General features: G+C 33.5%; 17 protein-coding genes and 1 other RNA gene. 15 read left to right on the top strand and 3 right to left on the bottom strand.

Features of this window, described 5'->3' with window-relative positions:
- Positions 1-76: 76 nt before the first annotated feature.
- The 4 genes from MTX13_RS00190 (at position 77) to rny (ending at position 2,487) form a co-directional block, all read left to right on the top strand.
- Positions 77-367, top strand: coding sequence for a hypothetical protein (locus MTX13_RS00190; protein ID WP_223033530.1), 291 nt, complete (start codon positions 77-79; stop codon positions 365-367).
- Between the two features lie 16 nt (positions 368-383).
- The gene (locus MTX13_RS00185; RefSeq protein ID WP_250432359.1) at positions 384-677 is read left to right on the top strand and encodes a cell division protein ZapA; all 294 of its coding nucleotides are present in this window, start codon (positions 384-386) and stop codon (positions 675-677) included.
- A gap of 54 nt (positions 678-731) precedes the next feature.
- Positions 732-857: non-coding RNA, 6S RNA (gene ssrS, locus MTX13_RS00180), on the top strand.
- Positions 858-912: 55 nt separating this feature from the next.
- Positions 913-2,487, top strand: coding sequence for a ribonuclease Y (gene rny, locus MTX13_RS00175; RefSeq protein WP_250432358.1), 1,575 nt, complete (start codon positions 913-915; stop codon positions 2,485-2,487).
- 50 nt (positions 2,488-2,537) lie between these two features.
- Here the strand turns inward: rny and xerD are convergent, their stop codons facing one another.
- The gene (gene xerD / locus MTX13_RS00170; protein WP_250432357.1) at positions 2,538-3,449 is read right to left on the bottom strand and encodes a site-specific tyrosine recombinase XerD; all 912 of its coding nucleotides are present in this window, start codon (positions 3,447-3,449) and stop codon (positions 2,538-2,540) included.
- A gap of 239 nt (positions 3,450-3,688) precedes the next feature.
- On the opposite strand from xerD, the gene MTX13_RS00165 reads away from it, so the two are divergent.
- From MTX13_RS00165 to MTX13_RS00130, 8 genes are all read left to right on the top strand, one after another.
- Positions 3,689-4,198, top strand: a complete 510-nt coding sequence (locus tag MTX13_RS00165) for an outer membrane beta-barrel protein (RefSeq protein WP_250432356.1) — start codon at positions 3,689-3,691, stop codon at positions 4,196-4,198.
- 115 nt (positions 4,199-4,313) lie between these two features.
- On the top strand, positions 4,314-4,892 hold the full coding sequence (locus MTX13_RS00160) for a hypothetical protein (protein WP_250432355.1): 579 nt from the start codon (positions 4,314-4,316) through the stop codon (positions 4,890-4,892).
- A gap of 84 nt (positions 4,893-4,976) precedes the next feature.
- Positions 4,977-5,501, top strand: a complete 525-nt coding sequence (locus MTX13_RS00155) for a hypothetical protein (RefSeq protein ID WP_250432354.1) — start codon at positions 4,977-4,979, stop codon at positions 5,499-5,501.
- Between the two features lie 59 nt (positions 5,502-5,560).
- Positions 5,561-5,980 (top strand): type II 3-dehydroquinate dehydratase, encoded by a 420-nt coding sequence (aroQ, locus tag MTX13_RS00150; protein WP_250432352.1) that lies wholly within the window; start codon positions 5,561-5,563, stop codon positions 5,978-5,980.
- A gap of 93 nt (positions 5,981-6,073) precedes the next feature.
- A complete protein-coding gene (locus MTX13_RS00145; protein ID WP_250432351.1) occupies positions 6,074-6,655 on the top strand; it encodes an RNA polymerase sigma factor in 582 nt (193 codons plus the stop codon).
- A gap of 2 nt (positions 6,656-6,657) precedes the next feature.
- On the top strand, positions 6,658-6,846 hold the full coding sequence (locus MTX13_RS00140) for a hypothetical protein (RefSeq protein WP_250432350.1): 189 nt from the start codon (positions 6,658-6,660) through the stop codon (positions 6,844-6,846).
- A 10-nt stretch (positions 6,847-6,856) separates the two neighbouring features.
- On the top strand, positions 6,857-7,666 hold the full coding sequence (locus tag MTX13_RS00135) for a mechanosensitive ion channel family protein (protein WP_250432349.1): 810 nt from the start codon (positions 6,857-6,859) through the stop codon (positions 7,664-7,666).
- 378 nt (positions 7,667-8,044) lie between these two features.
- Positions 8,045-8,527, top strand: a complete 483-nt coding sequence (locus MTX13_RS00130) for an outer membrane beta-barrel protein (protein ID WP_250432348.1) — start codon at positions 8,045-8,047, stop codon at positions 8,525-8,527.
- Positions 8,528-8,583: 56 nt separating this feature from the next.
- Here the strand turns inward: MTX13_RS00130 and lpdA are convergent, their stop codons facing one another.
- Complete coding sequence (gene lpdA / locus MTX13_RS00125; RefSeq protein ID WP_250432347.1) at positions 8,584-9,960, bottom strand: dihydrolipoyl dehydrogenase; 1,377 nt, start codon at positions 9,958-9,960, stop codon at positions 8,584-8,586.
- 101 nt (positions 9,961-10,061) lie between these two features.
- A complete protein-coding gene (msrB, locus tag MTX13_RS00120) occupies positions 10,062-10,532 on the bottom strand; it encodes a peptide-methionine (R)-S-oxide reductase MsrB (protein ID WP_250432346.1) in 471 nt (156 codons plus the stop codon).
- A gap of 175 nt (positions 10,533-10,707) precedes the next feature.
- Between msrB and MTX13_RS00115 the strand changes: the two genes are divergently transcribed.
- Genes MTX13_RS00115 through MTX13_RS00105 form a run of 3 tightly spaced genes read left to right on the top strand, consistent with a single transcriptional unit; the run spans position 10,708 to position 13,698 of the window.
- Positions 10,708-11,538, top strand: a complete 831-nt coding sequence (locus MTX13_RS00115; protein WP_250432345.1) for a M48 family metallopeptidase — start codon at positions 10,708-10,710, stop codon at positions 11,536-11,538.
- A gap of 55 nt (positions 11,539-11,593) precedes the next feature.
- Positions 11,594-12,925 carry an MFS transporter gene (locus tag MTX13_RS00110; protein ID WP_250432344.1) on the top strand — a complete coding sequence of 444 codons (1,332 nt, stop codon included), beginning with the start codon at positions 11,594-11,596 and terminating at the stop codon, positions 12,923-12,925.
- A 44-nt stretch (positions 12,926-12,969) separates the two neighbouring features.
- Positions 12,970-13,698 carry a hypothetical protein gene (locus MTX13_RS00105; protein WP_250432343.1) on the top strand — a complete coding sequence of 243 codons (729 nt, stop codon included), beginning with the start codon at positions 12,970-12,972 and terminating at the stop codon, positions 13,696-13,698.
- Positions 13,699-13,725 lie beyond the last annotated feature (27 nt).

The raw sequence follows: 13,725 nt of genomic DNA, 5'->3' as shown, positions 1-13,725 counted from the left end.
TTTTATTTTTATTGCAAAACTATTGTTATTTATCTTTAGGTATGTTAACTTTGTGATATAAGTATTGATATTGTAAATGAGTAAAATTGAAGACATTGTAGATACGCTTGAAAACAAAATCAGTAAAGTTTTACATAAGCAAGAGGTTTTAAAACAGGCCAATAGCAAATTAAAGCAAGAACTACAATCAACTCAAGAGGCTTTTCAATTACAACAGCAAGAATTAGATTCTTGGGAAGAAAAGTATGAAGCTCTAAAAATTGCAAATACAATGCTTGGCAGTGACAATAATAAAAGAGAAACAAAGCTTAAAATAAATGCATTAATTCGCGAGATTGACCATTGTATAGCTCAACTTTCAGAATAATGTAACATAGTTTTCAATGTCAGACAAGCTTAAAATAAAGCTATCAATAGCTAATAGAGTGTACCCTCTAACCATTGCACCAAGTCAAGAAGAGGGTTTGCGTAAAGCAGCTAAAAATATTGATGCTATGATTAAACAATTTGAGCAAAACTATTCTGTTCAAGATAAGCAAGATGTTTTGGCCATGTGTGCCTTGCAGTTTGCTTCGCAAGTAGAGCAGAAATCAATAGATAAAGACAATGTAAATGAACATGTTGAACAAAAGCTTAATGCCATCAACAACTTGTTACAGGAGCATTTGAACTCTTAAACGTTCTTTAAAATAAACAAAGGTTACTGCCTGCATTAGTTATTTTTTTGATAAACTCAACGCTAATTCTTTAAAAAGGGTGAGTTTAAGTTGTAAAAGCGAGCTGTTAGTACTGATTTTTTCAGTCCTTGGACAGATACTTGATCAGCTTGGTATCCCTAAACTTGTTTTAAGGAGTTTATACAAAACGTTATACTGATGCAGGCTTTTTTTTTATAAATAAATTAACTTGAACATGGATAATACAATTTTAATAATTGTTGGAGGAATATTACTAGGTATTATTATAGGTTTTATTGTTGCTAAAGTTTTAGAACGAAACAATGCATCAAAACTTGTAAAAAGTGCCAAAAAATCTGCGGCAGCTATAATAAAGGAAGCTAATCATGAAGGTGAATCTATTAAAAAAGATAAAATACTTCAGGCTAAAGAAAAATTTATTGAGCTAAAATCGGAACACGAAAAGGTTATTTTAGCCCGTGACAAAAAAATGGCTGAAGCCGAAAAACGAACACGAGATAAAGAATCTCAAGTTTCTGGTGAACTATCAAAAAACAAAAAGCTTAATGATAGTTTAGAAGAAAAAATAAAAGATTACAACCATAGGTTGGATATCTTACAAAAGAAAAAAGGGGAATTAGATAGACTTCATAAAAGTCAAGTCGAGCAGCTAGAAGTTATCTCAAGCCTATCGGCAGAAGATGCTAAAGCACAGCTTGTAGAGTCCCTAAAGGGTGAGGCTAAAAACGATGCTATGGCCTATGTTCAAAGCACGTTAGAAGAAGCTAAGCTGACTGCCCAACAAGAGGCTAAAAAAGTTATTATCAACACCATTCAACGTATAGGTACTGAAGAAGCGGTAGATAATTGCGTGTCTGTATTTAATATTGAATCAGACGACGTTAAAGGACGTATTATTGGTCGTGAAGGTCGAAACATACGTGCTATTGAGGCTGCCACTGGTGTTGAAATTATTGTTGATGATACACCTGAAGCTATTATCTTATCATGTTTTGATTCTGTTAGGCGTGAAATAGCGCGATTATCTTTGCACAAGTTGGTAACAGACGGCCGTATTCATCCAGCTAGAATAGAGGAGGTGGTTAAGAAAACGACCAAGCAAATTGAGCAAGAGATTATAGAAGTTGGAAAACGTACCGTAATTGATTTAGGTATCCACAACCTTCACCCAGAATTGGTTAAGGTTGTAGGACGTATGAAATACCGTTCATCATATGGGCAAAACTTACTGCAACACTCTCGTGAAGTTGCAAAATTGTGTGGTGTTATGGCAGCTGAATTAGGATTGAATCCTAAATTGGCAAAACGCGCTGGATTACTTCACGATATTGGTAAGGTGCCAGATGCTGAAGCCGATATGGAAACACCTCATGCTATATTAGGTATGCAATGGGCTGAAAAATACGGCGAAAAAGAAGATGTTTGTAATGCTATAGGCGCTCACCATGATGAAATAGAAATGAAATCCCTATTAGCACCCATTATACAGGTTTGTGATGCTATTTCTGGTGCCAGACCAGGAGCGAGACGTCAAGTTTTAGATAGCTATATTCAGCGTTTAAAAGATTTAGAAGATATAGCCTTTGGTTTTAATGGTGTAAAGAAAGCCTATGCTATTCAGGCTGGTAGAGAATTACGTGTCATTGTGGAAAGTGAAAAGGTTGATGATCAAAAAGCTGCCGATTTATCATTTAATATTTCACAGAAAATACAAACCGATATGACCTATCCTGGGCAGGTTAAAGTAACTGTTATAAGGGAAACACGAGCCGTTAATATTGCTAAATAAAAGTTTATAAACTATAATAATTTTAAAGGTTCATAATTAGTGAACCTTTTTTATTTTCTAGGGTGATAAGTTTGTATAGCTTTTTTGAGCTGTTTTTTGTCAAGGTGCATATAGATTTCGGTAGTTGTAATACTCTCATGTCCCAACATGAGCTGTATAGCCCTCAAATCGGCACCATTTTCCAATAAATGGGTTGCAAATGAATGTCTAAAGGTGTGCGGCGAAATGGTTTTACCCAGATTAATGGCTTTAGCCAAGTTTTTAATAATGGTAAAAACCATGGCACGCGTCAATTTTTTACCTCTATTGTTTAAAAACAGTGTATCGTTATCTTCTTTTTGAACATCAATAGCTGTGCGTATCTCCTGTGTATATATGTTGATAAATTTTTGTGTTTGTTGGCTAATGGGCACAAAACGCTGTTTATCACCTTTTCCGGTAACCTTAATAAAGCCTTCGGCAAAGAATAAATCGGAAAGCCTTAAATTAATGAGTTCACTTACGCGCAGACCACAGCTGTAGAGCGTTTCAAGCATGGTTCTATCGCGTTCACCAATTCTTACACCATTGTATGTTTTTGAAAGATCTATAGCGCCAATAAGATTGTCAATATCGTTTAGACTTAAGGTATCTGGAAGCTTACGGCCAATTTTTGGCGATTCAATTAAATCAATGGGGTTAGTAGTTCTGTAATCTTCAAAAACCAAATAGCTGAAAAAACTACGTAATCCAGAAATTAAACGGGATTGTGAGCGTGCATTTAATGTTTTTGCTTTCTCGTAAATAAATTGTTGTATGGTTTCCGATTCAATTTTTAATGGTGAAATAGAAATGCTGTTATCGTTTAGGTAAGAAACCAATTTATCGATATCCAGACCATAGTTGTCTATGGTATTTTGAGATAAGCCTCGCTCTATCTTTAAATAGAGTTTAAAATCGCTAATACTATTCTCCCAGGTCATTTGCTTTGTTTGTATGGTAAAGTAACAATTCTTTAAAATAATACCCTAAAAACGTGTGAAATATTAACTTCTAAAGATGAAAATTAACAAATTATGTTAATAACAATTATTTTAAAGCACTGAAAATCAATTAACTGAAATTTATTGTTGATTAAATTGTTAATAAAGTAGTTAAATAGTTTAGATATGTAACAAAAATGTATTTAGTTTGCCCCAATCAATTAATAAACTTAACGATTATGAAAAAATTATTTTTATGTGCTGCTATTGCAGTATTTGGATTGTCGAATATTTATGCACAAGGAGGTTTTAAACTAGGTGCAAATGGAGCGTTACCAATTGGAGATGCTGGTGACGTATCATCTTTTAGTACAGGTGTAGACGTTGCATATTTTTTCGATATTAATGAAAAATTTATTGTAGGACCTGCTGCTGGTTTTACTAATGCTTTTGGAAAGACAGAAACTATTACTGTTGGAAACACTAATATTGAGTTTAGTTACGATGATGTTCAGTTTATGCCAATTGCTGGTGCTGCTCGTTTTTTACCTACTGACAAATTTTATGTTGGAGCTGATATTGGATATGCTATTGGTATTAACGATGGAAATGATGGTGGTTTTTATTATAGACCAAGAGCGGGGTATAGTATTACTGACTTGATAGGTGTTAATGTATCTTATACAGGTATTAGTGCAGATGGTGGAGATTGGTCAACTATTGGAGCAGGAATAGAATTCTCATTCTAATTGTTGAATATTTATATTATAACAAAAAAACCGAAGTTAACTACTTCGGTTTTTTTGTTTCTAAATTTATTAATCATATATTTAGTACTATTAATCAATTAAATACTTAATAATCATGAAAAAACTATTACTATTTACAGCTCTTGTAATCTTTAGTTTAAATGCCAAAGCACAAGATATTGAAGAAAAAATAAAAGGCGGCGGTTTTTATGTTGGGGCTAACATTGGGTTACCCATTAGCACAGCTGCAGATGTATCGTCTTTTAACTTTGGTGTTGATGTCGCATATTTATTTGAAGTTATTGATAATTTAGAAGTTGGGCCCTTACTTGGGTTTACAAATTTTATTGGAGACGGCGAGTATTATGCTTACAGTAATACTGATGTAGAGTTTAGGAGAGATTATAAGGATGCCTCTTTCTTGCCAATAGCAGCTTCTGCACGTTATTATTTTGCAGACGATAGATTCTTTGGTGGTATCGATTTAGGTGTTGCGGTAAATGTTGCTGGAGACGCAAAAACAGGTTTTTATGCGAGACCAAAGTTTGGTTTTGATCTTGGTGTAGTAGCTTTAATAGCGTCATTCCAAAGTATTTCTGGTGGTGTTGATTATGGTGATACTTACTATGGAGGTACTTATGTATCTGGTAGTGGGTTTAATTCATTTAATTTTGGTGTAGAGTTCGGATTTTAATTCTACCAAACAGCATACTAAAAGAGTAAACCATTATGGCTTACTCTTTTTTTAATTACTTAAATTCGTTTAAAACCAAAACTAATGAAAAACTATTTTATTACCCTTATTACAGCATTATTGTTTAGTGCGTTTACGTATGCACAATCTGGTTTAAATATTGGAGGCAGTATTGGATTTCCATATGAAAACTATGAAGGCTACGACTTTTCGTTTGCTTTTTCTGCAGATATCAATTATATATTTGAAGTCAACCAAGCCTTTGGTTTAGGTATTGCCACCGGATATGGACAGGCTTTAGGAGAAGATTTCTATTTAGGGCCAATTAATTTTGAAACACCCGATTACCAATTTGTTCCTCTTGCGGCTGCTGCACGATTTGGAGCTGGGAGATTAGTATTTGGAGCAGACATTGGTTATGCGTTTTCAGTATCAAGCGCTAAGGATGTTTTTAATAACGATTATTATACCGGAGGATTTTATTGGAGACCTATGTTTGGGTTTAACCTTAATGAAGCCTTCCAATTAAATATAAATTATATAGGTATTAGCGATGACTATTTTTACTATTCATCATTTAATATCGGTTTTATGGTAAACATCAATTAAATTAGTTTATAGAATATAAACCGAAGCCAGTGCTTCGGTTTTTTTTATACCTTTACTTTATGAAAAAACTCATAATCATTAATGGTCCTAATTTAAATCTGTTGGGAAAACGAGAACCTAATATTTATGGGAGCTTAACCTTTAATGAATTTTTTGATACCATTAAAAGCAAATATTCAGATGTCACTTTGGAACATTTTCAATCCAATATTGAAGGCGAATTGATTGACAAGTTGCATGAAGTTGGTTTTGAATATGATGGTGTTATACTAAATGCTGCAGCTTATACGCATACTTCGGTAAGTATAGGCGACGCTGTAGCAGCCATTGATGCTCCTGTTGTTGAAGTACATATTTCAAACACTTTTAATCGCGAAGAATTTAGACACCAATCTTTTGTGGCGCCTCATGCCAAAGGCGTAATTGTTGGTTTTGGATTACAAAGCTACGAATTGGCTATCCAGAGTTTTTTATATTAGAATTCCTATAATTTCTCCTGTTTTTTAAAAAGTTTATTTTACTGTGACTTTATTTGTTTTTATGTGTCTAAAATTGAGAACATAATTTTAACCTTGGAAGATTTAAAAATAGACTCCTCAATTTCTGATGAAAAGTTAGTCGAACTTATTGTAAATACAAAGAGTTCGGAGTTGTTTTCAGTAATTTATGACCGATATGCAGCATTGGTTTATAACAAATGCTTGAGTTTTGTTCAAAATAAGGAAGAGGCACAGGATTTAACACATGATATCTTTGTTAAACTCTATATTAAAATTAAAACCTTTAGCCATAAGTCTAAATTTTCTACGTGGCTATATTCTTTTACCTACAACCATTGCGTTAATTATGTTCAAAGAGATTTAAACAAGCGAAAAAGCAAGTTTCTTTATACAGATGACGAAAACGAACAGGATTATTTAAATGCTGTTTTAAACAATAGAAATGATGAAATCATCAACAGCATGGATTCGGAAAAATTGAGTAAAGCTCTTGAACTCATTGATCCAAATGATAAAACTATACTGTTTATGAAGTACCAAGACGATATGAGTATTGAAGACATTCAAGACGTATTGGATTTGGGAAAAAGCGCTGTAAAAATGCGATTGAGTAGAGCTAAAAATAGATTGGTTAAAGCCTATGAAACTATTTGATTATGGAAAATCCTTTTAAGAAAGTAATACACAGCGAAAAACTTCCAGATATCATTAAGGATAAAGTTATGGATGATATTAATGTTGTGAAATTGGCATTAGATGTTACCGATTTACTCACCATTAAATATCCTGAAACCATAAATGATATTTTTAACCTTTCGAAAAAAAATAACAATAATACCGACTAAAATTTTTACTATGAAAAATGATTTAGACTTCAACCTTTTAGATGAGTTAATGCAAAACATATATAATTTTCTTCCAAAAATTATTTTTGGAATTATATTTATAATAGTTGCGTGGTTGTTGCTTAAACTGATATTGTTTGTGATTAAAAAATCACTTAAACTTACTAAAATTGGATATTTGTCTGAAAAGTTAAATGACCTCCCTTTTTTGAATGGTGCGTTTAAAATTGATCCAGAAAAAATAATTTTGGTTTTTGTTAAATGGTTCTTCATTTTAATTTTTGTTATTATTGGAGCTGAAATTTTAAACTTTAGTCTGATTTCTAATGAGGTTGGTAAGTTAATTAGGTATTTACCCCAATTCTTTAGTGCATTGTTAATTTTTGTGTTGGGTATTTATGGAGCCAATTATTTAAAAAAGACTTTACGCACTTTGCTAAAAGCTGTTGACATTAATGGCTCTAAAGCTATTAGTAATATTCTTTTTCTAGTATTGGTGCTAATGGTATCTATTATGGCGCTAGATCAGGCTGGATTCAATACAGATATTATAACCAATAACTTATTTTTAATTCTAGGTGCCATTCTTGCTTCCTTTACAATAGCTTTCGGTTTTGGATCACGCGATATAGTCTACAGGTTATTATTGGGCTTTTATTCCAAACGAAACTTTGCTGTAGGTCAAAAAATTGTCATAGATGAAAAGGAAGGTGTTATTGAAGCTATTGATAACATCAGTATGGTTGTTATTTTCAACGAGAAAACAGTAGTGTACCCTATTAAATATGTAACCAATAGAAAAATTGAAATAATCAAATAAGATGGTGACCTTATTCTGAATTTGGTGTCTAAAAAATAAACCAACAAATTTAGAACGTATTTATGGTCACCAACTATGATGTCAAGATTATTATCATTTTTTTACTGGGTATTATTTTAATTATGTTAGTGGTGTTAACAATAAGTGTTTTAAAAGACCATAAAACGTCTTTTAGGTTTTATAAATCCATTGCTGAAGAAAAAGATAAAAAAGACTCTAAAAGGAGAAAAAGAAAATAACTATCAGGAAATAGATATTATGTTATGGAATATCTTTGTTGATGTTGTAAAAAAAAAGAGCCTGTTCTAGGCTCTTTTTGATTTTAGATTATGCTTTTAAGCAATAAAATACTACTTTAAACAAAATTTCACTTTCATTATGAAACCTATTTGTCGCCTCTTAATAGTTAGTTTATGTTTTGCTCATTTTGCACATGCACAATCTAAAACAGATTTTGGAATTAAAGGTGGTGTAAACCTTACGTTTTATAAAGTTACTGAAGCTAGTTTTGGTGATAACCCAGAAGTGGGCGTAGGGTATTACGGTGGTTTATTTGTTGATATCCCTATTGATAATAGATTGTCGTTTCAACCTGAAGTGTTATTTGTTGGCCTGAATGATTTCAAATTTTTAAATGCACCACTATATTTAAAATATGAAGCAGCGGATAGGTTTTATCTTTTAATAGGGCCCAGTATGAATTATTTTTTCGATTTCTTTTCAAATAAATTTAAGGTGCGAGCCGATTTAAGTGTTGCATATCAAATTTCTCGAGTTTTAGATATCCATATGAAGTATTCTTTAGGTTTTGAAGAAATTACACCTAATGGTTTATTTTTAGGATTGGATTGGAAATTATAGCACAAAAAAAACGACTCATATCTGAATCGTTTTTTAATTATATAATTAAATATTTGTTATAAATGTATCACTTCATCGTAAGCGTCGGCAACAGCTTCCATAACGGCTTCACTCATAGTAGGGTGAGGGTGAACTGCTTTTAAGACTTCGTGTCCTGTTGTTTCCAGTTTTCTTCCTAGAACGGCTTCAGCAATCATATCTGTAACTCCAGCACCAATCATGTGGCAACCTAACCACTCGCCATATTTGGCATCAAAAATAACTTTTACAAAGCCATCTTTGTTTCCACCAGCACTGGCTTTACCAGACGCAGAAAACGGAAATTTACCAACTTTTATGTCTAAACCTTGTTGTTTAGCTTGTTTTTCAGTTAAACCTACAGAAGCTATTTCTGGGGAACAATAGGTACATCCAGGAATATTTCCATAGTCAAGAGCTTCTACATGTTGTCCTGCTATTTTTTCAACACACAATATACCTTCAGCAGATGCAACGTGGGCTAAAGCTTGTCCAGGAGTAACATCTCCAATGGCATAATACCCTGGAATGTTGGTTTGGTAATAATCGTTTACCAAAATCTTATCACGATCTACAGCGATACCAACATCTTCTAAACCTATATTCTCAATATTGGATTTAATTCCAACAGCCGACAAAATAATATCAGCTTCAAGAACTTCTTCCCCTTTTTTCGTTTTTACAGTAGCTTTAACACCTTTTCCTGAAGTATCAACTTTGGTCACTTCTGAAGAGGTCATAATCTTTATACCGCTCTTTTTAAACGAACGCTCTAATTGTTTAGAAACATCTTCATCTTCAACAGGAACAACATTAGGTAAGTATTCAACTATAGTTACTTCAGTTCCCATTGAATTATAGAAATAGGCAAACTCAACACCAATAGCACCAGAGCCCACAACAATCATTCTTTTAGGTTGTTTTGGTAAGGTCATGGCTTCACGATACCCAATTACTTTCTTGCCATCTTGTGGTAAACTAGGCAATTCGCGAGATCGTGCTCCTGTTGCTATAATAATATGGTCAGCAGCGTATTCTTTACCATCAACGTCTATCTTTTTACCAGGCTTCACTTTTCCGTAGCCTTCAATAACGTCAATTTTATTTTTTTTCATTAAAAATTTAACACCATTGCTCATGCCATCGGCAACACCACGACTGCGCTTTACAACTGCATCGAAATCCTTATCGGCTTCCTTTACTGATAGGCCATAATCTTCAGCATGCTTTAGGTATTCAAAAACTTGAGCTGATTTTAAAAGTGCTTTTGTAGGAATACAGCCCCAGTTTAAGCATACACCACCTAAACTTTCTTTCTCAACAACTGCTGTTTTAAAACCTAATTGTGACGCGCGTATAGCTGTCACGTAGCCACCAGGACCACTTCCAAGAACAATAACATCGTATTTACTCATTCGTCTATTTTTAATCGTTTTTTGAAGCTACGAATTTACGAAATAGGAAGCGAATAATAAATAATATTCATTTTTAAAATTTAGATAAGTGTATTATAAATTTATCCTTCAGGAATAAATTCCAAAGCCACTCCATTTATACAATGCCTTTTGCCTGTTGTATCTCTTGGGCCATCGTTAAATACATGTCCTAAATGACCACCGCAAGTTGCGCAATGTTCTTCATTACTTTCATAGCCATTTCCGTATGCAACATTTCCTTTAATCTCACGGTCAAAGCTTGGCCAACCAGTTCCGGAATCAAATTTGTGCTCGCTCTCAAACAAAGGTGTACTGCAAGCAGCGCAAACATATACCCCTTTTTTATAGTTTTTGTTTAGCGGACTGGAAAAAGGACGTTCGGTACCAGACTGCCTTAAGACATAGTACTGTTCTTTAGTAAGCTCTTGTTTCCATTCAGCATTAGTTTTAAAAACTTTAAAGGTTTCTGTTTGTTTAGTTTCTTTTTTTTGGGCATTGCTGTTGCAACTTAAAAAAAGGGATAATGATAATAATAGGATAAATTTGTTCATTGTCATTTTTTTTTATTGTGTCGTTATGGCTCTACTCAAATTACAATAAGAACCATAATAATGATTTTATGCGTATATTATTAAAGTAATCGCATTTGTGACCAAAAAACATATTGTGTGTCGAAAATTAAAAGATGATTATTGTAAATTTGATTAAATAAAAACTATTAACTATATGAAAACAAAAAATATAATAATAACAACTGTAGCAACTCTATTGTTTCTTTCTTGCTCCACCAATCCTTTTACAGGAAAGCAAACCATGGCATTTGTGTCTAACGACCAATTATTCCCTGCTGCCTTGCAACAGTATAATCAGGTACTTTCTGAAAACAAAGTGATAACTGGAACACCAGCTTCAAAAATGATTACACGTGTTGGGCAACGTATTGCAATTGCAGCAGAGCGTTGGTTAAATGCCAATGGTTATGAAGGTTATTTAAAGGACTATGTATGGGAATATTCATTAATAGATTCTGAAACCGTAAATGCATGGTGCATGCCAGGTGGAAAGATTGCCTTTTATACAGGTATTTTGCCAGTTGCGGAAAACGAAACGGCTATTGCAGCTATAATGGGACATGAAGTCGCCCATGCTTTAGCTAACCATGGTCAACAGCGTATGAGTGCGGCTTATATTCAACAAGGGGTTGCGGTTGCTGGAAATGTTTTGTTGGAAGGTGATGAAAATATTGATATATATAATCAGGCTTATGGAATTGCATCAAATGTTGGTGGTATGTTACCATTTAGTCGAGCCCATGAAACGGAAGCTGATAAAATTGGACTGTACTTAATGGCTATTGCAGGTTATAATCCTAACGAAGCTGCAAAATTATGGGAACGTATGGAAGCAAAGAGTGGTGGACAAGCACCTCCTGAATTTTTAAGTACGCATCCTGCCAATCAATCGCGGATTGATGAGTTGAATAAACTTGCTCCTCAAGCCATTGCTGAAGCTAAAAATTTTGGTGTGACTACATTTAGACCGTTAGGAAAATATTAGTATTTAAATTATTTGTTTTAATTTAGGAGCTGCTCAATAAAAGGGCAGTTTTTTTATGAAATCATATCAAAAAGGCAGTAAAAAACTATTAAACGCTTGGGCGTTTTACGATTGGGCAAATTCAGTTTATACGTTAACTATTGCATCGTCAATATTTCCCATTTTTTATTCTAGTTTGTTTACATCTGCTGATGAACCCGTTTCGGCTTTCGGTTTTGAAATGAAACAGACTGTTCTTATATCAATTATAACGGCGTTTACATTTTTGGTTGTCGCATTTTCTTCACCAATTTTATCAGGAATAGCTGATTATGTTGGTAACAAAAAGTTCTTCCTTAAGTTTTTTTGTTATATGGGAGGCTTGGGTTGTATAGGATTGTATTGGTTTGATTTAGACTTTATTCACACCAGTATTTTGTTCTACTTTATGGGATTAATGGGATACTGGGGCAGTTTAGTGTTTTACAATTCCTATTTGCCAGACATTGCGTTCGAAGAACAGCAAGATGCCATTAGTGCCAAAGGATTTTCTTTAGGTTATGTGGGTAGTGTACTACTACTATTAATAAACCTGGCAATGGTTATGAAGCCAGACTGGTTTGGATTTGATATCGGTACTACAGAAACTGAAAAGAATGCAGCTTCAATTGAAGCTATGAAAATTTCATTTATTACAGTTGGGCTTTGGTGGGTTCTGTTTAGCCAATATACATTTTACTATTTACCCAAAGGGGTGTCTTCTGGACATAAAGTAACAAGAGATGTCGTTTTAAAAGGATTTACAGAATTGCAACAGGTCTGGAAACAGCTTAAGCAAAATCTACGATTAAAGCGGTATCTGTATGCCTTTTTTGTATTTAGTATGGCTGTACAAACTATTATGCTGATGGCCGTTTATTTTGGTGAGAAGGAAATAGCATGGGCAGACTCTGATGAAAAAACGCAAGGATTAATTGTCAGCGTATTGGTTATTCAATTAGTGGCCATTATCGGAGCTATTTTAACATCAAAGGCTTCAGAAAAGTTTGGAAACATAAAAGTATTGATTGTTCTTAACTTTATTTGGATGAGTATTTGTTTCTATGCGTATTTTATGGAAACACCTGTTCAGTTTTACATTGCCGCGGGTATTGTTGGGCTTGTTATGGGTGGAATCCAGGCTTTAGCACGTTCAACGTATTCAAAGTTTTTGCCAGAAACCGAAGACACCACATCCTATTTTAGTTTTTATGACGTAGCCGAAAAAATAGGGATTGTTATAGGTATGCTTATTTTTGCCGTGGTTGACTACAGAAGTTCCATGCGTGATGCTATATTATTCTTGTTTGTTTTTTTTCTTTTTGGGATAGTATTACTTTTTAGAGTTCCTAAATCAAATAAAGGTTAGTTTTAAAAAAAACCTTATGTTTACTGAAATTATTTAAACATATTATGAAAAACTTCAAACTAACTACTTACTTTATTCTATCTTTTTTAATATTCTCGCTTAATTCTTGTGAAAACGAACCATTGGACAGTGGTTTTGATATAGGAAATGGGAATACCCAAGGTAATACTGATGGAGATACCGACGGTAATACAGATGATGATAGTAATTCTACAGGCGACTATTGGCCAAGAGCCATAGGTAATACTTGGACATATAACGCCTTGTCAGGGGAGGAAGAAGTGTACAATATGATTGAAACCGAAATGTTTAATGGTGATGAATATTATGCTTATGATAGTTTTTTAGGCCTTCCAACATGGCTACGAAAGCAAGGTGTTAATTACTATGTTAGAAATGAAGTTTTTTATTCAATTCCTGGCTACGATGTACAATCGACGCCGTTTGTTGTAAATATGCTTAAAGATGATGCTGAAGTTGGTGAAAGCTGGTCTTCTGACATAAATTATACAATTTCATTTATAGCAACTGCTGGTTCACCAGAAATTCCAGATACATCTGTGAGTGCAACCTATTCTTTTGAAATGATTGGACGTGATTTGTCTAGAACTGTTGAAGGAAATACGTATGAAAATGTGCTGCATGTAAATTTAACGGTTTCAGCTTTAGGTCAAAATGAAACTGCAGATTATTATTACGCAAAAGATGTCGGCATGATTGAATATGTTTCCAATGGTGGTTCCGTAACTTTAATAGACTATACCTTAAACTAACAAAAACAAAGCCCTATATTTAAAAAC

The organism is Hanstruepera flava (assembly GCF_023634025.1).
GTDB lineage: Bacteria > Bacteroidota > Bacteroidia > Flavobacteriales > Flavobacteriaceae > Hanstruepera > Hanstruepera flava.
The sequence above is the reverse complement of the archived record's forward strand: the minus strand, read 5'-3'. Positions and strand labels throughout refer to the sequence as shown.